24 protein-coding genes and 2 tRNA genes are annotated in these 25,977 nt (G+C 56.0%); 15 read left to right on the forward strand and 11 right to left on the reverse strand.

Going from position 1 to position 25,977, the window contains the following annotated elements:
* Positions 1-118 precede the first annotated feature (118 nt).
* Positions 119-796: an alpha/beta hydrolase gene (locus tag QRN55_RS08875; protein ID WP_045229073.1), complete on the reverse strand. Its 678-nt coding sequence runs from the start codon at positions 794-796 to the stop codon at positions 119-121.
* Between the two features lie 213 nt (positions 797-1,009).
* On the opposite strand from QRN55_RS08875, the gene QRN55_RS08880 reads away from it, so the two are divergent.
* From QRN55_RS08880 to sufA, 7 genes are all read left to right on the forward strand, one after another.
* Positions 1,010-2,179, forward strand: a complete 1,170-nt coding sequence (locus tag QRN55_RS08880; protein WP_284776440.1) for a cysteine desulfurase family protein — start codon at positions 1,010-1,012, stop codon at positions 2,177-2,179.
* A gap of 181 nt (positions 2,180-2,360) precedes the next feature.
* A complete protein-coding gene (sufB, locus tag QRN55_RS08885) occupies positions 2,361-3,830 on the forward strand; it encodes a Fe-S cluster assembly protein SufB (protein ID WP_284776441.1) in 1,470 nt (489 codons plus the stop codon).
* Positions 3,831-3,898: 68 nt separating this feature from the next.
* Positions 3,899-4,654, forward strand: a complete 756-nt coding sequence (gene sufC, locus QRN55_RS08890; RefSeq protein WP_062449420.1) for a Fe-S cluster assembly ATPase SufC — start codon at positions 3,899-3,901, stop codon at positions 4,652-4,654.
* A gap of 21 nt (positions 4,655-4,675) precedes the next feature.
* The gene (sufD, locus tag QRN55_RS08895; protein ID WP_284776442.1) at positions 4,676-5,947 is read left to right on the forward strand and encodes a Fe-S cluster assembly protein SufD; all 1,272 of its coding nucleotides are present in this window, start codon (positions 4,676-4,678) and stop codon (positions 5,945-5,947) included.
* Positions 5,940-7,190, forward strand: a complete 1,251-nt coding sequence (locus tag QRN55_RS08900; protein WP_284776443.1) for a cysteine desulfurase — start codon at positions 5,940-5,942, stop codon at positions 7,188-7,190. The genes sufD and QRN55_RS08900 overlap by 8 nt, the downstream gene beginning before the upstream one ends.
* 12 nt (positions 7,191-7,202) lie before the next feature.
* Positions 7,203-7,586 (forward strand): SUF system Fe-S cluster assembly protein, encoded by a 384-nt coding sequence (locus QRN55_RS08905; RefSeq protein WP_062449426.1) that lies wholly within the window; start codon positions 7,203-7,205, stop codon positions 7,584-7,586.
* A gap of 85 nt (positions 7,587-7,671) precedes the next feature.
* Positions 7,672-8,064 carry a Fe-S cluster assembly scaffold SufA gene (sufA, locus tag QRN55_RS08910; RefSeq protein ID WP_111838021.1) on the forward strand — a complete coding sequence of 131 codons (393 nt, stop codon included), beginning with the start codon at positions 7,672-7,674 and terminating at the stop codon, positions 8,062-8,064.
* A gap of 265 nt (positions 8,065-8,329) precedes the next feature.
* Here sufA and QRN55_RS08915 read toward each other — a convergent pair whose 3' ends face one another.
* The 6 genes from QRN55_RS08915 to QRN55_RS08940 form a co-directional block, all read right to left on the reverse strand.
* The gene (locus QRN55_RS08915; protein WP_284776444.1) at positions 8,330-9,247 is read right to left on the reverse strand and encodes an MYG1 family protein; all 918 of its coding nucleotides are present in this window, start codon (positions 9,245-9,247) and stop codon (positions 8,330-8,332) included.
* An 80-nt stretch (positions 9,248-9,327) separates the two neighbouring features.
* Entirely contained in the window at positions 9,328-9,810 is a 483-nt protein-coding gene (gene greA / locus QRN55_RS08920) for a transcription elongation factor GreA (RefSeq protein ID WP_284776445.1), read from the reverse strand.
* A 65-nt stretch (positions 9,811-9,875) separates the two neighbouring features.
* Entirely contained in the window at positions 9,876-11,084 is a 1,209-nt protein-coding gene (locus tag QRN55_RS08925; protein WP_284776446.1) for an ABC transporter permease, read from the reverse strand.
* Positions 11,074-11,793, reverse strand: coding sequence for an ABC transporter ATP-binding protein (locus QRN55_RS08930; RefSeq protein ID WP_284776447.1), 720 nt, complete (start codon positions 11,791-11,793; stop codon positions 11,074-11,076). The genes QRN55_RS08925 and QRN55_RS08930 overlap by 11 nt, the downstream gene beginning before the upstream one ends.
* 7 nt (positions 11,794-11,800) lie before the next feature.
* On the reverse strand, positions 11,801-13,096 hold the full coding sequence (locus tag QRN55_RS08935) for an efflux RND transporter periplasmic adaptor subunit (protein WP_284776448.1): 1,296 nt from the start codon (positions 13,094-13,096) through the stop codon (positions 11,801-11,803).
* A 265-nt stretch (positions 13,097-13,361) separates the two neighbouring features.
* The gene (locus tag QRN55_RS08940; RefSeq protein ID WP_284776449.1) at positions 13,362-15,311 is read right to left on the reverse strand and encodes a methyl-accepting chemotaxis protein; all 1,950 of its coding nucleotides are present in this window, start codon (positions 15,309-15,311) and stop codon (positions 13,362-13,364) included.
* A gap of 354 nt (positions 15,312-15,665) precedes the next feature.
* Here QRN55_RS08940 and QRN55_RS08945 point away from each other — a divergent pair.
* Positions 15,666-15,742: transfer RNA gene (locus QRN55_RS08945), tRNA-Pro, on the forward strand.
* A gap of 102 nt (positions 15,743-15,844) precedes the next feature.
* Here QRN55_RS08945 and QRN55_RS08950 read toward each other — a convergent pair.
* A complete protein-coding gene (locus QRN55_RS08950) occupies positions 15,845-15,982 on the reverse strand; it encodes a hypothetical protein (RefSeq protein WP_233134706.1) in 138 nt (45 codons plus the stop codon).
* A 240-nt stretch (positions 15,983-16,222) separates the two neighbouring features.
* Here QRN55_RS08950 and QRN55_RS08955 point away from each other — a divergent pair, with 240 nt between their 5' ends.
* The 7 genes from QRN55_RS08955 to QRN55_RS08985 all read left to right on the forward strand — a co-directional run bounded on the left by QRN55_RS08955 (position 16,223) and on the right by QRN55_RS08985 (position 23,217).
* A complete protein-coding gene (locus tag QRN55_RS08955) occupies positions 16,223-16,528 on the forward strand; it encodes an ETC complex I subunit (RefSeq protein WP_111838026.1) in 306 nt (101 codons plus the stop codon).
* Positions 16,529-16,539: 11 nt separating this feature from the next.
* Positions 16,540-16,616: transfer RNA gene (locus tag QRN55_RS08960), tRNA-Arg, on the forward strand.
* 194 nt (positions 16,617-16,810) lie between these two features.
* On the forward strand, positions 16,811-18,376 hold the full coding sequence (locus QRN55_RS08965) for a DUF1963 domain-containing protein (protein ID WP_284776450.1): 1,566 nt from the start codon (positions 16,811-16,813) through the stop codon (positions 18,374-18,376).
* Positions 18,377-18,576: 200 nt separating this feature from the next.
* Positions 18,577-19,068 carry a hypothetical protein gene (locus tag QRN55_RS08970; protein ID WP_111838028.1) on the forward strand — a complete coding sequence of 164 codons (492 nt, stop codon included), beginning with the start codon at positions 18,577-18,579 and terminating at the stop codon, positions 19,066-19,068.
* A 217-nt stretch (positions 19,069-19,285) separates the two neighbouring features.
* The gene (locus QRN55_RS08975; protein ID WP_162694378.1) at positions 19,286-19,792 is read left to right on the forward strand and encodes a hypothetical protein; all 507 of its coding nucleotides are present in this window, start codon (positions 19,286-19,288) and stop codon (positions 19,790-19,792) included.
* A gap of 345 nt (positions 19,793-20,137) precedes the next feature.
* Positions 20,138-21,823, forward strand: coding sequence for a molecular chaperone HscC (locus QRN55_RS08980; protein WP_284776451.1), 1,686 nt, complete (start codon positions 20,138-20,140; stop codon positions 21,821-21,823).
* Positions 21,820-23,217 (forward strand): hypothetical protein, encoded by a 1,398-nt coding sequence (locus tag QRN55_RS08985; RefSeq protein WP_284776452.1) that lies wholly within the window; start codon positions 21,820-21,822, stop codon positions 23,215-23,217. Before QRN55_RS08980 ends, QRN55_RS08985 begins: the two co-directional genes overlap by 4 nt.
* Before the next feature lie 128 nt (positions 23,218-23,345).
* Here the strand turns inward: QRN55_RS08985 and QRN55_RS08990 are convergent, their stop codons facing one another.
* From QRN55_RS08990 to QRN55_RS09000, 3 genes are all read right to left on the reverse strand, one after another.
* Positions 23,346-23,744, reverse strand: coding sequence for a hypothetical protein (locus QRN55_RS08990; RefSeq protein ID WP_284776453.1), 399 nt, complete (start codon positions 23,742-23,744; stop codon positions 23,346-23,348).
* A gap of 287 nt (positions 23,745-24,031) precedes the next feature.
* Positions 24,032-24,883 carry a hypothetical protein gene (locus tag QRN55_RS08995; protein ID WP_284776454.1) on the reverse strand — a complete coding sequence of 284 codons (852 nt, stop codon included), beginning with the start codon at positions 24,881-24,883 and terminating at the stop codon, positions 24,032-24,034.
* 205 nt (positions 24,884-25,088) lie between these two features.
* The gene (locus QRN55_RS09000; RefSeq protein WP_284776455.1) at positions 25,089-25,937 is read right to left on the reverse strand and encodes a hypothetical protein; all 849 of its coding nucleotides are present in this window, start codon (positions 25,935-25,937) and stop codon (positions 25,089-25,091) included.
* Positions 25,938-25,977: the final 40 nt, after the last annotated feature.

Here is a 25,977-nt window from a genome sequence, read left to right on the forward strand (position 1 = left end):
AGCATTATCAGACCCTCGGGACAAGCCCGAGGGTGACGGTGTTGGGGTGCCCGTCGCTATTTCATAGCAGGCGCGGTGGCGTGTCCCCGGACTAATCCGGGGATATCACCAACATCAATCAGCGAATCCGTTTCGCCGCAGGCTCCGGCACCAACTCGCCATTCAAACGGCGGTCGAGGTAATCCTCGCATTCGGCCATCAGCGTATCCACTTGGCCGTTGAAGAAGTGGTTTGCGCCGGGAACGGTGCGGTGGGTGATAAGGATGCCCTTTTGGGTCTTCAGCTTTTCAACGAGAACGTTGACGTCCTTCTCCGGTGCGACCTTATCGGCGTCGCCATTAATGATGAGGCCGGACGACGGGCAGGGGGCGAGGAAGGAGAAGTCGTAGGTGTTGGGCTGCGGTGCAATCGACATGAAGCCTTCGATCTCAGGGCGGCGCATCAGAAGCTGCATGCCGATCCACGAGCCGAAGGAGTAGCCGGCCACCCAGCAGCTCTTGGAATCAGGGTGCAGGCTCTGGACCCAGTCGAGCGCCGATGCGGCATCCGACAACTCCCCAGCACCGTGGTCGAACTCGCCCTGACTGCGACCGATGGAGCGGAAGTTGAAGCGCAATGTCGTGAAGCCGCGCTTCTGGAACAGATAGAACAGCTGGTAGACGATCTGGTTGTTCATCGTGCCGCCGAACTGCGGGTGCGGGTGCAGGATGATCGCAATCGGGGCGCTTTTTTCCTTGGACGGCTGGTAGCGGCCTTCGAGGCGACCCGCAGGGCCGTTGAAAATGACTTCGGGCATAGGTACTCCGGTCGTGTTTTTCTGTTTCTGAGCCTTTTCCATGCGCAAGAAGACTTGACGCGGATGGTCAGCTTTTCTAAAACCCAGTTTAGAATTATTCGAAACTTCGCGTGCTGTCTGCACAGTTGGACGTGTCATAAGGCAAGCGCGGCGAAGATTTCAAGGAAAATGCGCTTTGGCGCATCAATCATAGGTAAACAGAGCCGATATCCCATGAGCAGCATCATGCGCACATATCTCGATTGGAACGCGACAGCGCCTTTGCTGCCCGCCGTTCGGGATGCGCTCGTCTCTGCGCTGGATTTGTCCGGTAACCCGTCGTCCGTTCATAAGGAAGGCCGCGTGGTTCGCGCCGCAATCGAATCCGCGCGCCGCGATGTGGCTGCTCTGGTCGGTGCGCAGGCGTCGCACGTCATTTTCACCAGCGGTGCGACGGAAGCTGCCAATCTGGTTCTTTCTCCATCGTTCAAGATGGGACGTTCAGCGCTTTCCATCGGCCATCTCTACGTTTCGGCCATCGAACACCCGGCCATTCGCGAAGGCGGGCGGTTCGACAAGGCTGATGTCAGCGAAATCGCTGTCACGGCTGATGGCGTACTTGATCTTGCGGCGCTTGAGGCTGCATTGGCATCGCATGATGCCGCTAAAGGTCTTCCGATGATGGCGCTGATGCTGGTCAATAATGAGACCGGTATCGTTCAGCCGGTGGAAGAAGCTGCATGTCTGGTTCACGCCGCTGGCGGTCTATTGGTTGTCGATGCCGTGCAGGCGGTTGGTCGCGTTGCGGTCGATATTGAAGCGCTCGGCGCGGATTTTCTCATCGTGTCTTCTCACAAGATCGGCGGCCCGAAGGGCACGGGCGCGCTGATTACCCGTGGTGAAGTGATGATGCCGAAGCCTCTGATCCACGGCGGCGGCCAGGAAAAGGGCCATCGTTCCGGCACAGAGAATACGTCTGCTATCATCGGGTTTGGTACTGCTGCTGTTGAATCTTTGAAAAACCTCGATGCAGAAGCTGCGCGCCTGAATGGGCTGCGGGCCATGCTGGAAGATGCGATGCGTGTGGCGGCGCCCGATGTCATTATTCATGGCGCCGATGCTGCGCGGGTTTGCAACACGACTTTCTTCACGCTGCCGGGCCTGAAATCCGAAACGGGGCAGATCGCATTTGATATCGAAGGCATCGCACTTTCGGCGGGTGCTGCCTGCTCTTCTGGCAAGGTGGGCGAGAGCCATGTGCTGACCGCCATGGGGCACGATCCCAAGCTGGGTGCCCTGCGCATTTCGCTGGGTGCGGCAACGACGGAGGCCGATATCGACAAGGCTATCGCGGCGTTTGCCAAGATTGCCAGACGGCGAAAGCTGACCGTACAGGCGGCGTAAGGCCAAAAACAATTGCGGAAAGTCAAATTTCCGCTTGCCGGAGAGTGTGAAAAGCGCCATCCGAACACTAAATAAGGCATAACGACAAAAGTTATGCTCGACCACGAATGAAGGCGGGTCTTCCGTCTTGATACGTTGACAAGCCACCGGACCTTGGATCCGGCGAGATTGGAGAACGACTATGGCAGCGGTTCAGGAAACAATCGATCAGGTCCGCCAGATCGATGTGGACCAGTACAAATACGGTTTTGAAACCGAGATCGAAGTGGACAAGGCTCCGAAGGGCCTGTCCGAAGAGGTGATCCGCTTCATTTCCGCCAAGAAGGAAGAGCCGGAATGGATGCTTGCATGGCGTCTTGAGGCTTACCAGCGCTGGCTGACGATGGAAGAGCCTACCTGGGCCCGCGTCAATTATCCCAAGATCGATTTCAACGATCTCTATTATTATGCAGCGCCGAAAAGCTCGCCCGGCCCGAAGTCGCTTGAGGATGTCGATCCCGAGTTGTTGAAGGTTTACGAGAAGCTCGGCATTCCCTTACAGGAACAGGAAATTCTGGCTGGCGTCGAAAACCGTCGCGTGGCCGTGGATGCCGTGTTTGACTCGGTTTCGGTTGTCACGACTTTCAAGAAAGAGCTGATGAAGGCTGGCGTGATTTTCATGTCGATCTCGGAAGCCATTCGCGAATATCCTGACCTCATCAAGAAATATATCGGCTCGGTCGTTCCAACGACGGACAATTATTATGCGACGCTGAACTCGGCGGTTTTCACCGATGGTTCCTTCGTGTTCGTGCCGAAGGGCGTTCGCTGCCCGATGGAGCTTTCCACCTATTTTCGCATCAACGAGAAGAACACCGGCCAGTTCGAGCGCACGCTGATCATCGCGGAAGAGGGTGCTTACGTGTCCTATCTCGAGGGCTGCACGGCCCCGCAGCGCGACGAGAACCAGCTTCACGCTGCCGTTGTCGAGCTTGTGGCGCTTGACGATGCCGAAATCAAATATTCGACTGTTCAGAACTGGTATCCGGGCGATAAGGACGGCAAGGGCGGCATCTATAACTTCGTGACCAAGCGCGGCGATTGCCGTGGCCACCGTTCGAAGATTTCGTGGACGCAGGTGGAAACCGGCTCTGCCATCACCTGGAAATATCCGTCCTGCATTCTGCGCGGTGATGACAGCCGTGGCGAGTTCTACTCGATTGCCGTGTCCAACGGCCATCAGCAGATCGACAGTGGCACCAAGATGATCCACCTCGGCAAGAACACGTCGAGCCGCATCATCGCCAAGGGCATCGCTGCCGGTTTCTCGGAAAACGTCTATCGCGGCCAGGTCTCGGCTCACCGCAAGGCGACGAATACGCGCAACTTTACCCAGTGCGACAGCCTTCTGATCGGCGACAAGTGCGGCGCGCATACCGTGCCTTACATCGAAGCGAAGAACTCGTCCTGCCAGTTCGAGCACGAAGCAACGACGTCCAAGATTTCCGAGGACCAGCTGTTCTACTGCCTGCAACGCGGCATTCCCGAAGAATCGGCCATCGCGCTGATCGTCAACGGCTTCGTTAAGGACGTGATCCAGCAGTTGCCGATGGAGTTTGCGGTTGAAGCGCAGAAGCTGATCGGGATTTCGCTGGAAGGCTCTGTTGGCTGATTTACATTGACATGAACTGAGTGCGCGTCTCTCGCGCACCATCAACCACACTATTCTAGGAAACAAACATGCTTGAAATCATCGACCTGCACGCAAAGATCGCCGATACCGAAACTGAGATCATCAAGGGCTTGAACCTGAAGGTTGCGGCTGGGGAAGTGGCGGCTATCATGGGGCCGAATGGCTCCGGCAAGTCCACACTGTCCTACATTCTGTCGGGCCGTGAAGATTACGAAGTCACCTCCGGTGACATTCTCTATAACGGCGAAAGCATTCTGGAACTGGACGCTGCCGAGCGTGCGGCCAAGGGCATTTTCCTGGCTTTCCAGTATCCGGTCGAAATTCCAGGCGTTGCTACCATGCAGTTCCTGAAAGTTGCGATGAACGAGCAGCGCAAGGCACGCGGCGAGGCTGAGCTGACGACACCTGATTTCATCAAGAAGGTGAAGGAAGCTGCTGGCGATCTGAAGATCGACATGGACATGCTGAAGCGTCCGCTCAATGTCGGCTTCTCCGGTGGTGAAAAGAAGCGCGCCGAAATTCTGCAGATGGCGCTACTGGAGCCGAAGCTTTGCGTGCTCGATGAGACCGACTCTGGCCTCGACATCGACGCCCTGAAGATCGTGGCCGATGGCGTCAACGCGCTGAAGTCTCCGGACCGTGCAACCATCGTCATCACCCACTATCAGCGCCTGCTGGACTACATCGTGCCTGATAGCGTTCACGTTCTCTACAAGGGCAAGATCATCCGTTCCGGCGACAAGAGCCTGGCGCTCGATCTGGAATCCAACGGTTATGCCGACATCATCGGTGAAGCAGCCTGATTGGCTGGGAAAGGTGATGTGATGAACATGCAAACAACCAACCGGCAGACGCCAGCGGAACTTGCGCTGGCAGACGCTTTTACCGCCAAGTTCAGCGCGCTGCCCGGCGACGGCAACGTCGTTGCTGCACGCGATGTGCTGTTCGATGATCTGAAGACCGGTGGCCTGCCAACGCGTCGTATCGAGGCCTGGCACTATACCGATCTAAAGACGCTGCTGCGCGGCTTACCCGAAGATGCGCCTGCACCCATGATCGAAAAGCGTGGTGCACTCGTTTCCGGTGCGCCGATTGCTTACGTCATGCATGGCAAAGCCGTCGATTCCGAAATCGAAGGCTTCAAGATCGAAAGCTATGCGGAAAGCCTCACTGATGGCACCGCTGCGGCGGCTCTCGTTGCTGCGAGTAAGGACGATGCGATAGGCCGGATCAATGGCAGCTTCGTGCGCGATGGCCTGTCTGTCGTCGTTCCCGATGATTCCGTATTCGTCAATCCGCTAGAACTTCAGGCCATCCATGGGGCAGGGCAGGTTCACAGCCGTTTCCCTGTCACCTTCGGCAAGGGCTCCAAGGCAACTGTGATCGAACGTCACCTTTCGGTGACTGATGAGGCAGCCTTTGTGTCTTCGGTCAGCGAGATCGAGGTTCAGGACGGTGCGGAAGCGACCTACGTCATTCTGCAACAGCAGGGTGCAGCCGATACGCATCTCGGCCAGCTGCGCATCATCATGGGTGCGGATGCCAAGCTGCGCCTGTTCGTCATCAATGCTGGTGGCAAGTTGGTGCGGCAGGAACTGCGCATCGATGTGAACGGCGAGGGTTCCGACCTTTCCATTCGTGGCGTCAACCTTCTGGGCGGCGAAACGCATACCGACGTGACCATGGTTCTAGGTCACAACGTGCCGAACACGACCTCGACGGAAGTGTTCCGCAACGTTGTGTTCGACCGCGCCAAAGGCATCTTCCAGGGCATGATCCGGGTTGCACCCGATGCCCAAAAGACAGATGCCAAGATGGCCTGCAACACGCTGCTGATGTCTGATGATGGCGAGTTTTCGGCCAAGCCGGAACTTGAGATTTTCGCAGACGACGTTCAGTGCGGCCATGGTGCGACTGTTGCCGATATCAGCGACAACCATCTCTATTATCTGATGGCGCGTGGCGTGCCACGGGCGAAGGCGCGGGCCATGCTGGTCAACGCTTTTGTCGATGAGATCATCGAAGAGCTGGAAGACGAACAACTGGTAGAGGCGCTGGAAGACATCATCGCCAGCTGGCTGGAACACCATGCCTGATCGCGAACGCGCCGCTGTGGCCGCCCCTTATGACGTCGAAGCCGTGCGGAAGGATTTTCCGATCCTTTCGCGTGAGGTCTATGGCAAGCCGCTGGTCTATCTGGACAACGGCGCGTCCGCGCAAAAGCCACAGGTCGTCATCGATGCCATATCGAACGCATACGCCAATGAATATGCCAATGTTCATCGCGGCCTGCATTTTCTCTCCAATGCCGCAACCGATGCTTACGAAGCCTCGCGCGAAAAGGTGCGTCGCTTCCTGAATGCCGGTTCGGTGGACGAGATCGTCTTCACCAAATCCTCGACCGAGGCGATCAACACGGTTGCTTACGGTTATGGCATGCCGAAGATCGGCGAGGGCGATGAGATCGTCATCTCGATCATGGAACACCATTCCAACATCGTTCCATGGCATTTCATTCGCGAGCGCCAAGGTGCCAAGCTCGTCTGGGTGCCGGTGGATGATGAGGGCGCTTTTCATATCGAGGATTTCGAAAAGAGCCTGACCGAAAAGACCAAGCTGGTCGCCATTACCCATATGTCGAATGCGCTTGGAACCGTGGTTCCGGTCAAGGAAATCTGCCGCATCGCGCATGAGCGCGGCATTCCGGTGCTGGTCGATGGCAGCCAGGCTGCCGTTCATATGCCGGTCGATGTGCGCGATATCGATTGCGACTGGTATGTGATGACCGGCCACAAGCTCTACGGCCCGTCCGGCATCGGCGTGCTCTACGGCAAGGCCGACCGGTTGAAAGAGATGCGTCCGTTCCAGGGCGGCGGCGAGATGATTCTCGACGTGTCCGAGGACGAAATCACCTATAACGAGCCGCCGCATCGTTTTGAGGCGGGCACACCACCCATCGTGCAGGCCATCGGTCTTGGTTACGCGCTGGATTATATGGACGGCATCGGCCGTGCAGCAATTGCGGCGCATGAGGCGGATTTGGCTGCCTATGCGGCGGAACGTCTGCGCGAGATCAATTCGTTGCGTATCATCGGCAATGCGCCGGGCAAGGGCGGGATTTTCTCGTTTGAGCTTGAGGGCATTCACGCGCATGATGTTTCGATGGTAATCGACAGGCGTGGAGTGGCCGTGCGTGCCGGTACCCATTGCGCCATGCCGCTCTTGAAACGCTTCGGCGTCACCTCCACATGCCGTGCATCATTCGGCCTCTATAATACGCGCGCGGAAGTGGACGCTCTGGCCGAAGCGCTCGATTACGCCCGTACATTTTTCGCCTGAAGGATCAGGATCATGACGACTGACATCACCGAGCAGACACCAGCCGTAACAGACGTTCCGGCAAAGGTTTCGACCATCGCGCCGGATGAACTGGCGCGCATCAGCGACGACGTGATCGCCGCGCTGAAAACGGTCTACGACCCGGAAATTCCGGCGGATATTTTCGAACTCGGTCTGATCTACAAGATCGACGTGGAAGACGACCGCATGGTCAAGATCATGATGACGCTGACAGCGCCCGGTTGCCCTGTTGCCGGAGAAATGCCGGGCTGGGTCGAGAATGCCGTTGGTGCCGTCGAAGGCGTATCGGGTGTCACCGTCGAAATGACGTTCGATCCGCCGTGGACGCCGGATCGTATGTCGGAAGAAGCGCAGGTTGCTGTCGGCTGGTACTAAGGCTTGATACCGGCTGACGATGAGACTAGATTCAATCCATGAAAGCATCGGGCCTTGAACCCGATTGTTGAAGGAGAATGGGCCCATGGGCTTTGCAGTGATGACGATGACCGAGGCTGCGGCTTCCCGTGTCAAAGCAATCGTCGAGAATTCCGGGCCAGACGCCAAGGGCCTTCGCGTGGGCATCAAAAAAGGTGGCTGCGCTGGCATGGAATACACCATCGACATGGTGACCGAACCGTCCGCCAAGGATGATCTCATCCAATTTCAGGACGCCAAAGTCTGGATCGAACCATCGGCTGTACTTTATCTGCTCGGCACTCAGATGGACTTCGAGACGACGACGTTGCGCTCCGGGTTCACGTTTACGAACCCGAACCAGACGTCGGCCTGTGGCTGTGGAGAGTCGGTAGAGTTGAAGCCTGCGGATTTGGCGGCACTGGCGAAGCAGCGGGAACAGGCTGGCGCTGGCGTCTGATTGCTTACCGAGTGTGTGGGTTTGTAGACACACACTCTACCCTCATGCTGAGATGCTCCGCGGGGTCTCGAAGCATCGCGCCGCGCACTCCACACTTTCACATTACATTTGCCGCCCGCAACCCTCGCCCTTCGAGGGTCACTGCGCTCCCGCCTCAGGGTGAGGATTGCTAAGGTTGTGCTTCTGCGCGGCGGAAAAGTTTTTCAGCCCAAGTCCTTGGGCTGACGGGATACGGGCTCATGGCCGGTATGACAAAATTGAGGTTTTAAACCGCCTCCAGCACCGCAATCTCTGCCATCGCCAGTGCCGCTTCCCGCGTCTTCGCGGCAGCAATAAACCGCCCGTTGTGACAGAAGGTGGCACCTTCCACACCTGATGCCGTTTCCAGATCACCATTCGTCAGTCCGGCCCATGCGGCTGGCAGGTCGGCGCGCAGTTCGAAGCCTTCGTCGGCGCGGCGGATGCCGGTGACGCACCAGTCCTTGTCGCGGGGGTGCACGACGAAGAGCAGGTGGTCTGCGCCAGCCTTGATGATGGCAGGGCGGAAGGGCATGCCGCGTGAGAGTTCCAGAACGCGGCTTTCACCTGCGGCCTCGATCGAGCCAAGCACCTGCGTTTCTGCACGCAATTTCGCAGCCTTTTTCTCGATGCTGGCTTCGACGAAGCTGCGAGCTATGGCAAGGGCTGCGTGGAATGCGAGGTCATCCGCCTTCGGGTCGTCATTGTCGAATGTGGGTTTCAGTGTTTCCAGCAGGGACGGTAGGGTCAGGCCCGCGAGAGGACCAGCAATCGATGGGCTGAGTGCGCCATTGTCCGTGAGGTCGATGGGCAGCACGAAGCTTTTGTCGAACGACTGATGGATCGTTTCGACGTGACCTTCTGGAATGCCGTAGGCGCTAAGATAGGCATGGCCGTAATGCTTCCAGATCAGTCCGAACGAACTGTAGGGCTGACCGTCTTCGCGAAGCGGCGCCCCGCGCTGGTGATGGTCGAAAATGCGTGCGTCCGCGTCATATGCACCGCCGACATCATAGATGATGCGATCTTCGCCTGATGTGATCCACTCCGGTGCGCGGCTGCGAACGATTTTCGCCTGCGGGAACAGCCGCGTGAGGATGACGCTGGACAGCAGTTCATCGGCATGGAAGCCACCGGAATGGGTGACGAGAAAATCCACTGACATGGGAGGACCGGCCTTATTGTTCGGACAGAGCGTAATGACCGATCAGATACCGTTTGTCTGTCCAGCCCGCAACCCGCCAATCAGGCGATTGCGGTGATTTCCAGCTCCTGATCGCCAACTTGCACGAGGTCGCCCACTGACTTGCCCAGAAGGGCGCGGGCGACGGGTGATACATGCGACATCGAGCCGGCCTTCGGGTCCGCTTCGTCTTCTCCAACGATACGAAATGTCTGCACGCGCCCGTCATCCCTGTCGAAGGTAACCGTGCTGCCGAAGGCAACGACATCGTTGCTTTCAGGCGCTGGCATGGGCTGGGCCGTGTGCAGACGCTCCGAGAAATAGCGAAGGTCGCGCATGTGCGGTGCCGCCAGTCGTCTCCGCTCGTTGATGTCTTCGATGGCGTTTGCCTCATCGAAAGCCTTGCGGGCTTCATCAACCTGCGCCGCCAGCGCTTTCAGCCCGGCTTCGGTGACGAGGTTGGGATGCGGCGAAACGGGGCGATCCGGCAGCTGTGTTTCTGCTGCTGTTTCGGCACTCTCTTCTTTGACAAACGCGACGCTCACTTCAAAACTCCTCTTTCATACCTTTCTTATATGGAGAGGGGATGGAGCAAAGACAACGGCCTGCGTCATTCGTGCCGCAGCGCTTCGATGGGGCTGAGGCTCGCGGCTCTGCGTGCCGGGAAGTAGCCGAAGATGACGCCAATCGCCGCCGAGAAGGCAAAGGCAAGCGCGATGATCGCCGGGCTGGTGACGAAGGGGACGCCGAGGAAGCTGACGACGCTATAGGCAAGCCCAAGGCCGAACAATATACCCGCCACGCCGCCGAAGGCAGAGAGCATGACGGCCTCCACCAGAAACTGCGTCAACACCTGCTTTTCCAGTGCGCCGATGGCCAGACGTATACCGATTTCGCGCGTTCGCTCCGTGACCGATACCAACATGATGTTCATGATGCCGATACCGCCGACGAGAAGGCTGACGGCGGCCACGGCACCAAGAAGGCCGGTGAGCAACGTTGTCGTGCCGGTCATGGCGGATGCGATTTGCGCCATGTCGTTGACGGTGAAATCATCATCGCGACCCAGCGCTATGCGACGACGTTCGCGCAGCAAATTTTCGATATCCGACTGCACCTTGGCCGTCGAAACACCATCCTGCGCCGACACCATGATGCTGGAGATTGTGGTGGTGCCACCAATGCGTCGCTGGTGGATTTTCAGCGGCATGATGATGGTGTCATCCTGATCGTCGCCCAGACCCGATTGTCCTTTACGGGCGAGAACGGCGATGACAGGGCAGGCGATATTGCTGACGCGAATGGTCTGGCCGACGGGATTTGCCGAGCCGAACAATTCCTGCCGCACGGTTTCGCCAATGATGCAGCCGATCTGTCCGCCGCGATCTTCCGCTGGCAGAAAGCTGCGGCCCTGTGACAGCGTCCAGTCCTGCGTGACGAGATAATCATTGGTGGTGCCGACGACGCTGGTGGAATGGTTCTTGCCGCCATAGATCACGGTGGCCGCCGAGCTTCTGTTGACCGGCGCGACGGCTCTGACGCCGCTCAGTTGATCGCGCATGGCCTGTATGTCGTGATCGTTGAACCGCTTGGCTTCCGTGCTGGCGCGGCCGGGGCCGAACTGGCCGGGGCGCACGAACAGCATGTTGGTGCCAAGGCGTGACAGTTCCGATTTCACCTGTGCCGTCGTGCCGTTGCCGATCGTGACCATGGCGATGACGGCGGCAACGCCGATGACGACGCCGAGAACGGTGAGGAACGAGCGCAGAATGTTGCGACTGATGGCGCGCAGTGCGAGACGCGCGGTTTCAAGAAACATCTGCAACCTCCTGCCGTTCAGCGGCGCTGTCGGATTCCAGATGCCCGTCCTTGAAGCGCAGCAGCCGGTTGCCGTAGGCGGCTATGTCTTCTTCATGGGTGACCATGACGACGGTGATACCCTTGTCGCGGTTCAGCGAGGTGATCAGCTCCATGATTTCGGTGCTGGTCTTGGTATCGAGATTGCCGGTTGGTTCATCGGCGAGAAGCAGGGCAGGGCGCGTCACGATGGCGCGGGCAATGGCTACACGCTGTTGCTGACCGCCGGAAAGTTCCTGCGTGGTGTGGTGCTCTCGTCCAGCCAAGCCAACCTGCGCTAAGGCTTCCATGGCCTGCGGGCGACGTTCTGCCGCCTTCATGCCGCGATAGATCAGGGGCAATTCCACATTCTCGACGGCAGATGTGCGTGGCAGAAGATTGAAGCCCTGAAAGACGAAGCCCAGCATGTGCCGACGCAACAGCGTCAGTTGCTCATTATCGAAGCCGCTGGTGGGCACGCCCTGAAACAGATACTCGCCGCCGGTCGGCTTATCCAGGCAACCAATGATGTTCATCGAGGTCGATTTGCCGGAACCGGATGGACCCATGATAGCGACGAATTCGCTCCGGTAGATCGACAGACTGACGCGATCCAACGCTCGGATTTTTGCTTCGCCGAGGCCATATTGCTTGACGACGTCTCGAAATTCGATGAGTGGTTCGGCTGTCATGGCAACCTCAACCGCTGCGCTGGGTGGCATCGGTGATGACCTGATCGTCTGGTTTGATCTCTCCCGATGTGATGGCCGTAAACTGGCCGTCGGTAGAGCCGGTCTCGACGTGTACGGAAACGGGGTTGTTGTTGCGCAACACCCAGACGCTGCGCTTATTGCTAGCCGCTGCGTCATTTCCACCGCGCTGTCGGCCCATTCGGGGCGGACGAAACAGGCCCATCAACCCACCGCCACGCGATGCAGATTCGCGCGGTGGTGCGTAGCGAAGGGCGGCATTGGGCACGAGGATCGCGTCCTTTACCTGCTCCACCACGATGTTTGCCGTCGCCGTCATGCCGGGGCGCAACAGCAGCTCCGCATTATCGACCGTCAGAATTCCCTTGTAGGTCACGACGTTGGACACGGTCTCTGAGGCAAAACGCACCGTCTCGATGGCCGCAGGAAAGCTGCGCTCGGGATAGGCATCGACGTTGAAGGTCGCGGTCTGGCCGGTCTGCACCTTGCCCACGTCAGCCTCATCTATCGCGACCTGCAATTCCATATGGCGCAGGTCTCCCGCGATGGTGAACAGAACCGGCGCGTTGAGCGATGACGCCACCGTCGCGCCCGGGTCCACGCTCCGCGTCAGCACCACGCCGTCGATGGGAGAGATGATTTTTGCCTTGCCGAGGTTCAATTCCGCCAGGCGAAGGTCCGCTTCCGAGGACAGAACAGTGGCACTGTTGACCTGAAGCGTTGCGGCGGCGGCATCGTAATTGAACTGTGCCACATCCAGATCCTGCTGGCTGGAAACACGGTTCTGCACCAGCGATTTCAAGCGCTCCATGGAGGATTTGGCAGAGCCGAGATCGGCCTGCGACTTCAGGACACTGGCCTTGGCGGATGCCAGCTTGGCGCGCGCGCTCTGCACATCCGCCTCCAGCTTGTTCGTATCCAGTTCGGCCAGCACATCGCCTGACTTGACCGGGCTGTTATAGGTCACATTGACCTTGCGGATCGTGCCGGAAAGCTCGCTGGAAATATCCACCTGATCCGTTGGCTGCACGGAGCCGGTGGAGGTGACGATGACCGAAAGCTCGCCATTCTTGACGTCCTGCGTCGTGTAAACATAGGCAACGCCTGATGCGTTGGACATATAATAATAGGTGCCAGCACCGCCCAACAGCAAAAGTGCGACGATGCCATAGGTAAACCGCCGTGATTTTTTGCCGCCGGATCGGGAGGATTTCAGAATGTCGCGGAGGTCGGGTTCCTGCGCTGGCTTGGTTGTGGTCTTGCCAGCGTCATCGGGCGTTATCATGTCATCTACCTGCAAAACTTGGCCGTTTCTCGCGTCATGTCCCGGCTTTTTGGTCGGGTCAGCGCTGAATATGAAGTCGGCGATGCGAATTTCGTTGCATCGGACGTCGCACAGCTTTGTGGCAGGGGGAAGTGAAATCTTGGTAATGATGGGCGCAACCGCGGTTTGCGGTGCGAAGGGGCAAGACAGCGCCTGGTGTTCTATGCAGCAATCATCATAAACAGAAACAGCCGGGCGGCAGAGCCGCCCGGCTGGAGATTTATGTTTAGAACTCGGCCCACTCGGGCTCCTGCTTCACGGCTGCTGCGCCGCCGCCAAAGGCGCTGGCCAGCTTGCGGCCAAGGCTGCGGGCCGGTGAGGGGGCAGGGCTGGAAGCGGCTCCAGCTGCGTGAGGCCTTGCGGCGTACGTGTTTGGCCGTTGTGCCTGTGCGTTATCACCAAGGCGGAATTGCCCCAGCATTTCCGTCAAGCTCTGTGCTTCACGCGCCAAAGCGTGACTGGCAGCGGTGGATTCTTCCACCATCGCGGCGTTCTGCTGCGTGCCCTGATCCATGGTGTTGACGGCGGTGTTGATCTCCTGAAGGCCCAGCGACTGCTCGCGAGAGGCTTCCGCAATGGCGTGAACGTGCCGGTTGATTTCCTGCACCTCTGACGCAATCGTGTCCAGAGACTTGCCCGTTTCACCCACCAGCGTCACGCCGGTGCGCACCTGATCACCCGAGGCGGTGATGAGCGCCTTGATTTCCTTCGCGGCATTGGCAGACCGGGACGCGAGTTCTCGCACTTCCTGCGCTACCACGGCAAAGCCCTTGCCCGCTTCGCCTGCACGGGCCGCTTCCACACCGGCATTCAAGGCCAGAAGGTTGGTCTGGAAGGCAATGTCATCGATAACGCCGATGATGTTGGCGATTTCCTTCGAGGAGTTTTCGATCTGGTGCATGGCCTCGATGGCGTTGCGTACGATCTTGCTGGAATTCTCCGCGCCATCGCGGGTGCGAACCACCAACTTGCTTGCCTCGTCGGCACGCTTGGCGGCATCCTTCACCGTCGTGGTGATTTCCTCCAGAGCCGCTGCCGTCTGCTCGACTGATGCTGCCTGTTGCTCCGTGCGCTTGGCAAGATTGTCTGCTGCGCCGAGCAATTCGTTTGCACCGGCGCTGATGGTGTGCGCATTGCCGCCAACCGAACTCATGGCGACATTCAGCTTCTGAACCGAACCGTTGAAATTACGGCGCAGGCCATCCAGATGCTGAACGAACTCGTTGTCGATACGTACGGCCAGATCACCATCGGACAAACGACCAAGGGCTGTCTCCAGCTCGGTTACGGCGTGCTGAAGCTCCTGCGATTCGCGGGCCTTCTGGCCATCGCGCTCCACGCGCTCAGCCTCGGTGGCCACCTGCGCGGCATCGGCCTGCTGCGAGAGCCGCGCACGCTCTATGGCGTTATCGCGGAACACGGCCACGGCCTGCGCCATCTGGCCGATCTCGTCCTTGCGGTGAATGCCGTCGATTTCGGCTGCCGTTTCACCCTTTGCAAGGCTGGACATAAGGGCACGCAGGCGCGCCATAGGGCCGGTTATGCCAACATTGGCGACGTAAAGAGCAAGCCCGAAAGCCAGCACGATACCAAGGCCAAGGCTGATGATACTCCACTTGATCGATGAGCGGACGGAGGCCGACATACGGTCACCGCCTGATGTCAGGATTTCCATCATCGCCGTATTGTTGCCGCCCGTCTCGGACGACAATTGTCTCAGCAGCCCGTCGTTCTCCTTCAAAATAGCGGGAATTTCGGCTCTGTTGTCGGCAGCCGCCAGTGCCAGCATCTTGTCGATGTTGGCTTTCACCAGGCGCTGCGTCGCCAGAATCTTCTGCATGGTTTCCCGCCGGCTCGGCACGGAAACGCCGATCGACTCGAACCGCTCGGCGGCGACCTGCATATCCTTGTCGTACTTCTCTTTGACTTCTTTGTAAGTGGGCGTCGTCGGATCGGTGTTCATCAGGCGGCTCGAAATGGCCACCGCGGTCCACACGCCAGCGGATGCCCGGGCACCCAGTACGGCTGCCTGGCTCTCATTGGTGATGAAGCCGTGATAAATCTCGTTCGCCTGGGCGAAACGGTGGGACATGTAAACAATGCCCGACAGTGAAATGACGCTGAGCAAAACAAGCAGCGACAGGATTTTGGTTTTGATTCCGAAGTTTTCGAGCACGAACGTTCCCCCCGCGTGGTGCGCGACTCCATCGGCACCAAACGTTACACAGTAAAAACAATGGTTTTTAAATAGAATGCCCCCGAGGCCCCGACATGCGCATCATGCTTTCGGTGTTAACCGTGTCGTACGGGCTGATTTAGTGACGCATTGGTTAAAATCTAGCTAAATCAATAACCTCAGGTTGCCAAAATCTTCGAAAACTGCGTCATTCGTTTCTTTGCACACGCACTCGTTTCTTGGGAAAACCTCGTTATCCACCAAAAAACATGGTGCGATGCAAAAACTGAAAAGATTTTTGATTTTGCTGTTGCAGGGCAGGGGGGAACCGTGTATCTCCCCACCATCGAAAGACGGAGTGTAGCGCAGTCTGGTAGCGCATCTGGTTTGGGACCAGAGGGTCGGGAGTTCGAATCTCTCCACTCCGACCATTTCTTAAAAGCCAACGATAACAGTGGCTTCGATAAATCCCTCATAAAATGAACTGATATTGCTGTGACGCTTGAGCGTCGTGCCGCGTGCTTTTCAGCCCCTCAAGCGAGGAACTGAAAATACGCCCAGGCCGCGATGAAGAACGCGATAACGCCTGCAACAATCGCGAGTTTGCGCAGCTGTGGACGAGGCTGCTTCGGTGGCTCCGGCTTGCGGAATTTGATGACGTTCTCATTCATGACGATGACCCTTTGCATAAGGGCCCGATAAAACAGCGTTCACCCTTTCCATGCAAGTCGAAGCGTCGAATTTTATCATCCCTGGTTTTCTATGGTTTCCGTATCTGTAAGGAATGAGCGTCTTGACTTCATGGTTGAGTCGGTCCAAACGAGTTTGAGCGCTGGTGCGGTCGGCAACGATCACGCTTTGTGCTGAAAAAGGCGGAACGCCGCTTGATCGTAAGACCGGAGCAGTTTGAGATGTCTGCAAAAATTTATCGCCCAGCAAAGACTGCCATGCAATCCGGCAAGGCCAAGACCAACCAGTGGGTGCTGGAGTTCGATGCCGAGGTGCCCCGCAAGATCGATCCGATCATGGGCTACACGTCGTCTTCCGATATGAAGCAGCAGGTCAAACTCTTCTTCGAAACGCAGGAACAGGCAGAAGCCTACGCCCAGCGCAAAAGCATCGAATACCGCGTTCTTCAGCCACAGGAAGCCACGCGCAAAGTCGTATCCTACACCGACAATTTCAAGTTCAGCCGCACCCAGCCCTGGACGCACTGATTTAAAAAATTGGCCCCTTAGCTCAACTGGATAGAGCAACTGCCTTCTAAGCAGTAGGTCGCAGGTTCGAGTCCTGCAGGGGTCGCCACTTTCTCCTTAAAATCAATGACTTAGAGTTTTTTTGATAGTCAGGCTCTGTCGCCTTGGCTTCGCCGGACTTATGACGTCACGTCCGTTTATTGTCAGAACCTGCCGCAACCGCATCACGCCATTTATGGCCATTGCGTAAGTTTCTTATCTGGTCGAGTATCGAAGCGACTACGTCTGCGCTGGGAGTCTCATATGAAGCTGGTCGAAACGCCGGAATTCTTGATCGAAGCAAATCCGATGTTTGAAAATGTCCGTGTCTTTGCAGGATCGATCGGATTGCGTCGTCATCCGGAGACGGCGTTCTCGCCACAGATGAGCGTGTGGTCTTCAAAGCGTGAGAGAAAATCGCCCGAAAAATGGTTCGGCGAACGCCTTACAGACAACGGCGGTAAGATCGTGGAGCGAAAGACTGTCACCTTCGCGGGCATGACGGGCGAGATGAGCAAGGTAAAGGATCGTCTGCAGGACTGGGAGACGAAGGAAAAACGCGACTGGTATCGCCTGCGTGCACTTCTGGTGTCGGCCGACGGCTCCACATGGTACCACGCCACCGCCATGGTCAGTGCACCTGAGCTCATCGAGATCGAGGCGGATTTTGAGCGTCTGCTGGGATCCATCCGCCTCAAGCTTGAAGGCAATGCAGCGAACGAAGCAAGAGCTGTGGCGGAAGCCGAGCGGGCAGCCGTTCTTGAAAGACTGAAGGACAACATGGAGCGTGTGTCAGCCATTCGCATCCAGCAAAGCCAAGAAGAACGGCGTATTGAAAATGCAGCCGCAGCGAAGGCACCCGGGGCCAGTATCGAGGAGCGCTTCGACGAGGCGGTAGCTGACGCTGGGTTGCAGGATAAGCGTGACGCCCTGCGCCTGATCGTAATGCCAACGGTTGCCATGGTTGAATGCGATGCCGCTGACGGCAGCGTCTCCGGCCTGAGCCGCGTCGGCGGTGGCCCCGACCTGCCTGCCGACATGGATTGGCCCCGCAACGATAACGGTTTTCACCTCAATTTTCTTGTCCAGATCAATCTCGCTGACGTGCCGGATCGACCGGAAGAGCTACCGGCATCCGGGCTGATCTCCTTCTTCACGGGAACGGACTACACGGATTGGCGCGTCCTTTACACGTCAGCAGACGCAACTCTCACGCCCCATACAGTGTCGGAAGACGCGATGGAGACGGCAATTTCTGCATCACAGATGATTGTCTGGGACAACGATTTCAAGCGGTTTGTACCAAACGGGCAGGCTGTTGACGGACTATCGCTTGGTGTTGACGAGGCCGGTCGCATGACATTCAGCCGCAACGGCGCACCTGTCAGGGCTTTTGCCTCCGAATACGAATTCAGCCGCTCGGCGCAGACGCTGCGCTTCGAGCGCTCATTAAGCGCTCCCTTCGGCCAGCGCGGCCCCAACAACAACCCTCAGGTTTATGCTGATCTCGGCATCGAAGACCCCTCAGATTTCTCCATCGCGATCGGAGAACGCTTTAAAATCGGAGATGGACCACAGCACCAGATGTTCGGCATAACTGGTGTTCGCGACCTCCCTGGGATCCAGCAAATGGCTGCAAACCATGCAGCACAAAACGGTTGGTCCGATATATCCGCGCCAGATGGCTGGTTCATTCTGGTCAAGCTCGCATCCGGAGGCGAAGCAGATTTCAACTTCGGCGACCATGGTGACTACATTTTCATGGTCCATCGAAAGGACGCCGCCCGAGCGGATTTCTCGCGGGTTTTCGCCTTCGTCGACGCTGGCTAAGTAAGACGGATAAGAACCTTGATCCATTGCTTATAGTGCAATCGCCTAAAGAAACAGGAAATTCCAGCGTCTGCTTCGGCCAAAGCGGCGTCAGTCATCATAACAGATTTGCGCTAATAACGGACTTAGCAATTTACGAAGTGCCCTTGCTTCGCTAACATTTTGCTAAAGATACCAACGCTGAAAAAGGCAAATAGAGCTTGTCTCAGGCAAACCCGCATCGACGTACAATTGCCACCCTAGACAAACTTAATAGCGTTGAGTGGTTTCGACTGGTTGGTGTTGGAGATATCGAAGGCGTCAGGCTGCTGACGTCTTGGCCAGAAGCAATCAGCCATGCCTCATCCCTAGCTTGGGAGAATACTCGTCTGGAGGCGGCAAATGCATGGAGAGTGAAGCTGCTTCAGAAAGACAAATCGGCTTATGCGACGTGGAACGATAGAGTCAATATCGTCAAGCCGTATGCCGAGGCGCTGATCAGCGATAAGCTGCAGGCCTATATCAACCCGCAATACCTTGACGCGGTTACGCTCGAGGCCCGTTGGGACATTCTGCATCTCTGCTTGGAATGCGAGTTTGCAGATGTTCTCGACCCGGGTTTTTATCACTCGCTAGCGTATTATTACCTATCAGGCCACTTCCCGTGCGGCGTAGAAGGGGACCCCGCGAGCGGGTCGATGGTCATTTATTGAGATCGTCCGAAAGTCCGCAAAGGGCCAATTGCTGCATTGGCAGCGTTACGCCAATGGAGTTTGGAAGCGAGGGGCGATCGGATTCTCCATCACTGAGGTAGGCTCGTCCGCCGGCATCGTTATCCGGCAAGCCAATGAGTGACCGCAATTGCTCTATCGATTGTTGAGGAAATCCAGAACCCTACGCTGCTGGAGAATTTTGTGCTGGAGATCGATTTTGACGTCAGGGAATGAATGTCATCCTGAATATGATGAAAGAGCGTGTCGCGGACGCGATATATTCGTGGATGGACCGCAAACGCCCGCTCAGGTCGGACAGTTATTTGGTGAGGTGTTGGGGGTTGGTGCGCGCGGGATCGTTCTTGAAGACGCATCAGCGCAACATCAGCGAGAGGCGTGGAGTGAACGTAGACGGATCGAAGTCTACCAGCTCGAAAGCGGCAGCGATTTTGCCTTCAAGCTCTCGATCGATCTTGATACGCCAATCGATGTTGATCGATTTTCAGACCTTGCGCAGAATCGTCGGTTGAAAATAGCGTGGTCTGTCAACGAACGAGCCGCACACGACCACGACTACTATGTCGCCTTTCCAGACGGCTCAATCGCCATTTATCCTCTTTCCTTTCGTGAAACAACGGAATCCTATGCGTGCATCATGCTGCCAAGTGACCTTGTCGAACCAGCAGGTTCGACGATTGGAAAAGGTCTTGCTCAAAATCGTTGATGAAAGAAACACGCAAGAATTTCGCAATTATTGTCGTCTAGCCCGCATTATTGCGACCCCAGAATTGATAGAGGCCCTAAAAGAACGTCTGGCTGATGAAAGACTCCCTCGCAGGCTCAGAGCCACATGGATGCTTTCCACCATCGAACAAACTCGGATGTCACGGAAATCCTAAGGTGTTAGGCTCACTCCATTTTTCTGAAGCGGCCCAAGGACGCTTGTCGCAACACTCTTTCGCAAAGTTCGGTCTCGCATAGCCTATCGATTGTCTTTTTGGGCTTGACACGTTGAGGCTGCAAGTGGTGTTTTCGCGTTGCACAGAGGCTTATGCGACTGGAAGCATGCATGATCGTCGGTATTGATCTTGGAACGACAAACTCGCTGATCGGGACATTCGAAAACGGAAGCCCTGTCCTGTTTCCCAATGCCAGTGGACTTACCTTGACGCCGTCAGTCGTCAGCTTCGACGACAATGGCGTCATCGTAGGTGAAGCAGCGAAAGACCGACTTGTCACCCACCCGGATCGCAGTGTTGCCACCTTCAAGCGCTGGATGGGAACGGCGCGCGAAACACGTCTTGGCGGCCAGGATTTTCGACCTGAAGAACTGTCCTCCTTTGTTCTGCGAAGCCTGATTGGCGATGCGGAAGCTGCGACTGGTCATAAAGTCACGGAAGCGGTTATCTCGGTGCCTGCTTATTTTTCCGATAGTCAGCGACAGGCGACCCGCTTGGCAGCCGAGATGGCGGGACTGAAGGTCGAGCGGCTGATCAATGAACCGACAGCAGCGGCGCTCGCATATGGTATGCAAGACAGAGAAGGCGAAAGCCGGTTTCTGGTTTTCGATCTGGGCGGTGGCACGTTCGACGTATCAATTGTCGAGATTTTCGATGGCGTCGTTGAGGTTCATGCCAGTGCCGGCGACAATTTTCTAGGCGGGGAGGATTTTCTCGATCTGCTGATGAATGCGGCCGCAGCGGATCTAAAGCTCGATCTCGATAAAATACCGCCTTCCGAACGCCTGCAACTGCGCCGCCACATGGAATTGATCAAACGACAGCTTTCCGGCACGCAAGAGGTGGCGCTGGAAGCGAAGATCGGCGCTCGCGAGATCAGATGGTCGATTGATCAGGCACGGTTTGAAGTTTTGGCCGAACCGCTGCTCGCACGCTTGCGTGGCCCACTTGAGCGTGCGCTTCTCGATGCTAAATTAAGACCGGATGATCTCGACGACATCGTCATGGTCGGCGGCGCAAGCCGCATGTCACCTGTCATCAAGACCGTGACCCGTCTACTTGGGCGTTTGCCGCTACGTCACGTCAACCCGGACGAGGTCGTGGCCCATGGTGCCATCGTCGCAAGTGGGCTCAAAGGACGCGATGCCAGCTTGCGGGAAGTGATCCTGACCGATGTCAGCCCATACACTTTGGGCACCAATATCTCACGCCAGGATGTCAGCGGGCAGTTTCAGCCGGGCTATTTCCTACCACTCATCCCGCGTAACAGCACTGTTCCCGTAAGCCGGGAGCAAGAATTCTTGCCGGTCAACGAGGCTCAGACAACGATAACTTTCGGTATCTATCAGGGTGAAAACCCCATTGCCGACAAGAACATCCTGCTCGGTGAGTTGAAGGTTCCTATCCCTCAAGCGCAAAAAGCCGCCGACCGCGGGGTCATTGCCCGATTTACCTATGACATCGATGGCATTCTTCAGGTCGAGGCTCAGGTCAAAGCGACAGGCGCTCACCACGAGATCGTCATCGAACGCGGACAGACGGGTTTGAGTGAAGCGGAAATCCGCGAACGGCTGGCCAAGCTGGAGGCTATCAAGGTGCACCCGCGTGAGCAGCAGGAAAATCTCGCGCTGATGGCGAGGGCAGAGCGCCTTTATGAGGAAAGACTGGAGCACCGGGAGATGTTGCAAAATGCCATCATGCATTTCAACGGTGTGCTGAACACACAGGACGAAAGGCAGATATCTCGGTTTCGTGACGATCTGGTCAGCGTTCTCAGTGAAATCGATCCGAGATGACCCATCCGCTGATGGCTTTCGAGCTGGACGAGGGCGCTGACGAAAGAGCCGTCAAGCGTGCCTATGCCAAACGATTGAAGGCAACGCGGCCCGACGAAGACCCGGTTGGGTTCCAGGCGTTGCACCAGGCTTATCAGCAAGCATTGGATTTCATCCGCTGGCGCGACCACCAGCACCAGCCCATGGATACGGTAGCAAACGAAACGTCGACTTTGCCGCTGGAAAATATGGGTAACGACCCCGAGACGCAACGAATGCCGCATCCCGGCGCCGGGCCAGTTGCGGATACGGCACCAGTCGAAGAACTCTCGCTATTGTCTGCCGATGACGTTGTGCTGGGTCGAGAATTCATATTCTCCTTGTCGGATTTCGTGGACCCTTTGCTGCAAGAAAGCCAGCATCGTGATCCCAATCGCTTTCGACAGTGGTTGCGGGAACGCATGGCCGATTGGCCGTTGACCTCTAAACCAGTTCTTGCCCGTGCCATCGCTGAACATATGTTTGAACATCAAGTGCCTTTGAAACCAGATCGCTTTGATATTCTGGTGGAGGAGCTTGGCCTTAACGATGTGCGCAGCGGGCTGGTCGATCCGATGCAGCTTGCTTACTATAGGGAAGGGTTGGTTTTTGACTCGCAATCTGTTCCTCCAGTCCGTCGAACCGGCTGGTGGAGGTCTTCGCTCATCGAACTTGTTTGTACGGCTGTTTTTTGTCTGGGTGGTCTGGCGCTGATCGCATATTCCGTCGCAACGACACCGGCGCCGAAGCCCACTCCATGGTATGTGTCGTCATCGCCAAGCGATGGCCCGATCAGTACACGACTCTTGCCCGGAGCCGATCCGGAAGCGCGTCGCCTCATCGAGCAAGCTTCCAGCGCATCGGACGTACAGGTCGTCACAATACTTGATCAGGTGATTGAGAGGTTGTCGGAGAGCCCTGAACTGGCGAACGAGCGTCTGCTGGCACTTGCGCTGTACAACAAGGGTCACAAGTTGCAACATACAGATCGGTCCGCTTCTTATGCTGCCTATGGTCAGTTACAGAGACGCTTTGGCACGAAGAAAGACGTAGATATCGGCGTTATGGTCGCTGCCAGTTATGTGAACATGGGACACGAAGATTTCGAAACAAATCGTCTCGAGACGGCGCTGGAGCCTCTCAATGCAGTTATCGAACTCTACCGCAGCATTAACGAAGGGCCAATCGGGCGCCAGGTTCTTGAAGCAATGGTTCTACAGGCAGAAACTCTGATTGTGCAACGAAAACCAGAGGATGCGAGGCGTAAACTGGACGAGATCGATGCAAGAGTAGGGCTGTCAAGCGATCCTGCCTATTCCGGATTTAAGTCCACCACAAATACGCTGCGTTCCAAATTGCCTCCACCACAAACCTGACCCGCTCTGGAAGTATCATTTCTGGTAAGCGACCCTCGATAGGGAGGACTCGTGCCAATTGACGCGAATGGCCTCAAAACGGCGCGGTGTCTATCAATCGGTAAGACCGAAAACCACCGACCACGGTTTCAAATTGCTTTATCGAATGCGTCTGCCTCAGCTTCACTTGTAAAGGTGAATGTGACGAGTTCACTATCATCTTCCTGACGGATGCTGATTGCAGTGACAATCAACCGAGCGATCTCATCCTGTGCGTCACTTCCTGATCGAGACGAATTCACCGTTTTCTCGATGGCTGGTGCGAAGACTTCGCTGATGACACCGAGACGCATATTGTGTTTCATGATGATATCCCGGTCCTCAATGATCGCGGCCTGTTCATCTTTCGGAAGTCCGGCGTTGTCCATTGCGGTGATCGTGGCATTCGTCGCGAGTCTGATTGGCCCTTCGTTAAGCCAGCGATCAACCATTTGATGGAACTGGCGCATACGCGCAGCGGGAATAACTTTCTTTACGGTGATCGACATCTGCGTTCCTTTGTCAGCTTCCGTGCAGGCTCGTGACCGACCTAGAAAGAAGACCTGTTATCGCGAACAAAAATTTGCTCGAGCAGGGTGTAAGGATTCCAGCAACAAGCTTCAATGCAGTTGTGTTGAAATGTCGCGCGACCTCATTGAAAAGAAAGTCGGTTCATAAGCCAAACGGATGCTTCCGATCCGCCAACGTGCGGCTTTGGACCGGGATAAACCATCTAGCAGAGAAGCATATGGTCTTTGAGGACGACAGGACAGGACATTTTAAAGCTCCAAAACACCTATTTGGGCGGCATTTTCCACTTCGACGATTCGGCGTTAGCCCGCTCTTCGGGTTTTTTAGGTACCATGCCGGCTTTCTCAGGCGTCCAACCCGGGTCTTCAACCCAGTAACGGAGTGGGAGATACGAGGCCGTTTCGCCTTTTTCAAAAATGCGCCGCGGATAAATCAGGTCTCCGTAGCTAAGATCGCCTTCAAAGCTGGTTACATCAACATCAAGCAAATAGGTATGCGTGCTCCTTGCAGGTTGAGCAGTCGGATCAGGCGCAATAATCCAACTTTCCTGTCTCGGAGCTAAGCCGTAGTCTCGCAGTGTCAAAGCCAGTTCATTTCTACTCGGAGACTTTAAAATGGCGAACAGACTTTCGCCACCCGAGTTGAAATCTTCAGGACCAGAAGGAAAGCGGATTTGCGATGTCGGTTGCCAACCTTTCGCTTCAAGTGATCTGATGAGTTCAGTCACATATGTCCGAACTTCATCTAGGGGCTTAGGCTGCGCGAAGGGACGGAAAGCCGCCCCTTCTATGATTCCTGCGACTTGCGAAATTTGGAGAGTGCGCCCTGGGATCACATCGAAGCTTTGAGCGCCATCCAGCACGTGAAGCGAAATCCAATTATCATCAAAAAAGATTGGTGAAGTGTCGCCAATCTTGTCGATGTCTACGACATAACCTTGAGGAACACGTGGCCCAGTTTGCAACTTGTTACGATCGAGAAAATCCCTGACCGTCATGCGCATGGCAACTTCAATGGAGCGAGGCTCACTGTCAGCTGGGTCCTTAATTTGGAACATAAAGTTCCACACGTAAGTGAGGGCGATCAATAAAAGTAAAAATATCAGAAGCTTTTTCATCATTTATATAACCATCTCCGATCCTAGTATAATGGACGGAATTTCTATCTATCAGTCACCGTGTGACATGCTTGGAATGAGCCGGTCCTTGATCTCTGGGACAATACTGCTCGTTAGCTCCACATAACCAGAGATGAACCTGTCCTCGAGCTGTTCTTACACTGCACCGCGTCAATCAGCAGCAAGCCACCGATCTCTTTTCGGACTACCGGGACGGCATCTTCCAATTGGAGAAATCGGGTTGAGCGCGCTCCTCTGAAGATGTGGGCACCATCCCTGCCTTTTCAGGGAACCAATCGGGATTTTCGATCCAGCGCCGCAACGGTATTGCTTTGTCGAGGTCTGAGGTCTCAAACAATCGTCTAGGATAAATAAGCTCCTCGTATACCCTGCCATCATAATCCATAACATCGACTTCAAGTAGATATGTGCGGCTACTTTCCGCTGGCTTATAAGTTGGGTCTGGCAAGAGTATGAAGCTTTCATGTCTGGGAGCCAGACCGTAATCTCTGAGCGTCATCTGAAGTTTGCTACCGCTCGTGGCCACCATTTCTGCGAATATATTTTTTCCTGCACTGTCGAAATCGTCTGCATTTGCGGGCGGTGTTGATGGAGAGGTCGGCTTCCATCCTTCCTTCTCTAACGTCCCAAGAAGTTCGTTAACATAAATTATCATGTCTTTCAGAGGTCTTGGTTGGGCAAAAGGACGAAATGAAATTCCGATAACACGACCCGCGCGCTGGGAGACTTGAAGTGTGCGTCCAGGCGGTAAGTTAAAACTCTGCGCTCCATCCAGGAAACGTAATGCAATCCAATTGTCATCAAAAAATATCGGCATCACATCAGTGAGCTTATCGACATCGATTCCATAACCTTGTGGGACCCGCTTCCCCATCTCCAAACGGTTTCTCTCAATAAAGTTCTTTACCGTCATACCCATGCCGACCTCGATAACCCGCGGTGGATTTTGAGCAGGATCGTCCCGTTTGAACATCAGTTGCCATCCTGAAAAAAGAACGAGAACGGCGAAGATAATGAATGAAATTTTTTTCATAAATTTTGTTTCTTCCAACCTTGAGAAGAAAGCCTATCCA

It is taken from the genome of Agrobacterium sp. lyk4-40-TYG-31, assembly GCF_030209855.1.
Taxonomy (GTDB): domain Bacteria; phylum Pseudomonadota; class Alphaproteobacteria; order Rhizobiales; family Rhizobiaceae; genus Agrobacterium; species Agrobacterium vaccinii.

Excerpts from the sequence above, each read along its gene's own strand:
- QRN55_RS08915 (WP_284776444.1), bottom strand. The coding sequence starts at position 9,247 with ATGTCAGTGGATTTTCTCGTCACCCATTCCGGTGGCTTCCATGCCGAT.
- QRN55_RS08950 (WP_233134706.1), bottom strand. The coding sequence starts at position 15,982 with ATGAATGAGAACGTCATCAAATTCCGCAAGCCGGAGCCACCGAAGCAG.
- QRN55_RS08880 (WP_284776440.1), top strand. The coding sequence starts at position 1,010 with ATGAGCAGCATCATGCGCACATATCTCGATTGGAACGCGACAGCGCCT.
- QRN55_RS08905 (WP_062449426.1), top strand. The coding sequence starts at position 7,203 with ATGACGACTGACATCACCGAGCAGACACCAGCCGTAACAGACGTTCCG.
- QRN55_RS08925 (WP_284776446.1), bottom strand. The coding sequence starts at position 11,084 with ATGTTTCTTGAAACCGCGCGTCTCGCACTGCGCGCCATCAGTCGCAAC.
- QRN55_RS08965 (WP_284776450.1), top strand. The coding sequence starts at position 16,811 with ATGAAGCTGGTCGAAACGCCGGAATTCTTGATCGAAGCAAATCCGATG.
- sufB (WP_284776441.1), top strand. The coding sequence starts at position 2,361 with ATGGCAGCGGTTCAGGAAACAATCGATCAGGTCCGCCAGATCGATGTG.
- QRN55_RS08990 (WP_284776453.1), bottom strand. The coding sequence starts at position 23,744 with ATGTCGATCACCGTAAAGAAAGTTATTCCCGCTGCGCGTATGCGCCAG.
- QRN55_RS08995 (WP_284776454.1), bottom strand. The coding sequence starts at position 24,883 with ATGAAAAAGCTTCTGATATTTTTACTTTTATTGATCGCCCTCACTTAC.
- sufC (WP_062449420.1), top strand. The coding sequence starts at position 3,899 with ATGCTTGAAATCATCGACCTGCACGCAAAGATCGCCGATACCGAAACT.
- QRN55_RS08980 (WP_284776451.1), top strand. The coding sequence starts at position 20,138 with ATGATCGTCGGTATTGATCTTGGAACGACAAACTCGCTGATCGGGACA.
- sufA (WP_111838021.1), top strand. The coding sequence starts at position 7,672 with ATGGGCTTTGCAGTGATGACGATGACCGAGGCTGCGGCTTCCCGTGTC.
- QRN55_RS09000 (WP_284776455.1), bottom strand. The coding sequence starts at position 25,937 with ATGAAAAAAATTTCATTCATTATCTTCGCCGTTCTCGTTCTTTTTTCA.
- QRN55_RS08875 (WP_045229073.1), bottom strand. The coding sequence starts at position 796 with ATGCCCGAAGTCATTTTCAACGGCCCTGCGGGTCGCCTCGAAGGCCGC.
- QRN55_RS08935 (WP_284776448.1), bottom strand. The coding sequence starts at position 13,096 with ATGATAACGCCCGATGACGCTGGCAAGACCACAACCAAGCCAGCGCAG.
- QRN55_RS08900 (WP_284776443.1), top strand. The coding sequence starts at position 5,940 with ATGCCTGATCGCGAACGCGCCGCTGTGGCCGCCCCTTATGACGTCGAA.
- sufD (WP_284776442.1), top strand. The coding sequence starts at position 4,676 with ATGAACATGCAAACAACCAACCGGCAGACGCCAGCGGAACTTGCGCTG.
- QRN55_RS08985 (WP_284776452.1), top strand. The coding sequence starts at position 21,820 with ATGACCCATCCGCTGATGGCTTTCGAGCTGGACGAGGGCGCTGACGAA.
- QRN55_RS08955 (WP_111838026.1), top strand. The coding sequence starts at position 16,223 with ATGTCTGCAAAAATTTATCGCCCAGCAAAGACTGCCATGCAATCCGGC.
- QRN55_RS08930 (WP_284776447.1), bottom strand. The coding sequence starts at position 11,793 with ATGACAGCCGAACCACTCATCGAATTTCGAGACGTCGTCAAGCAATAT.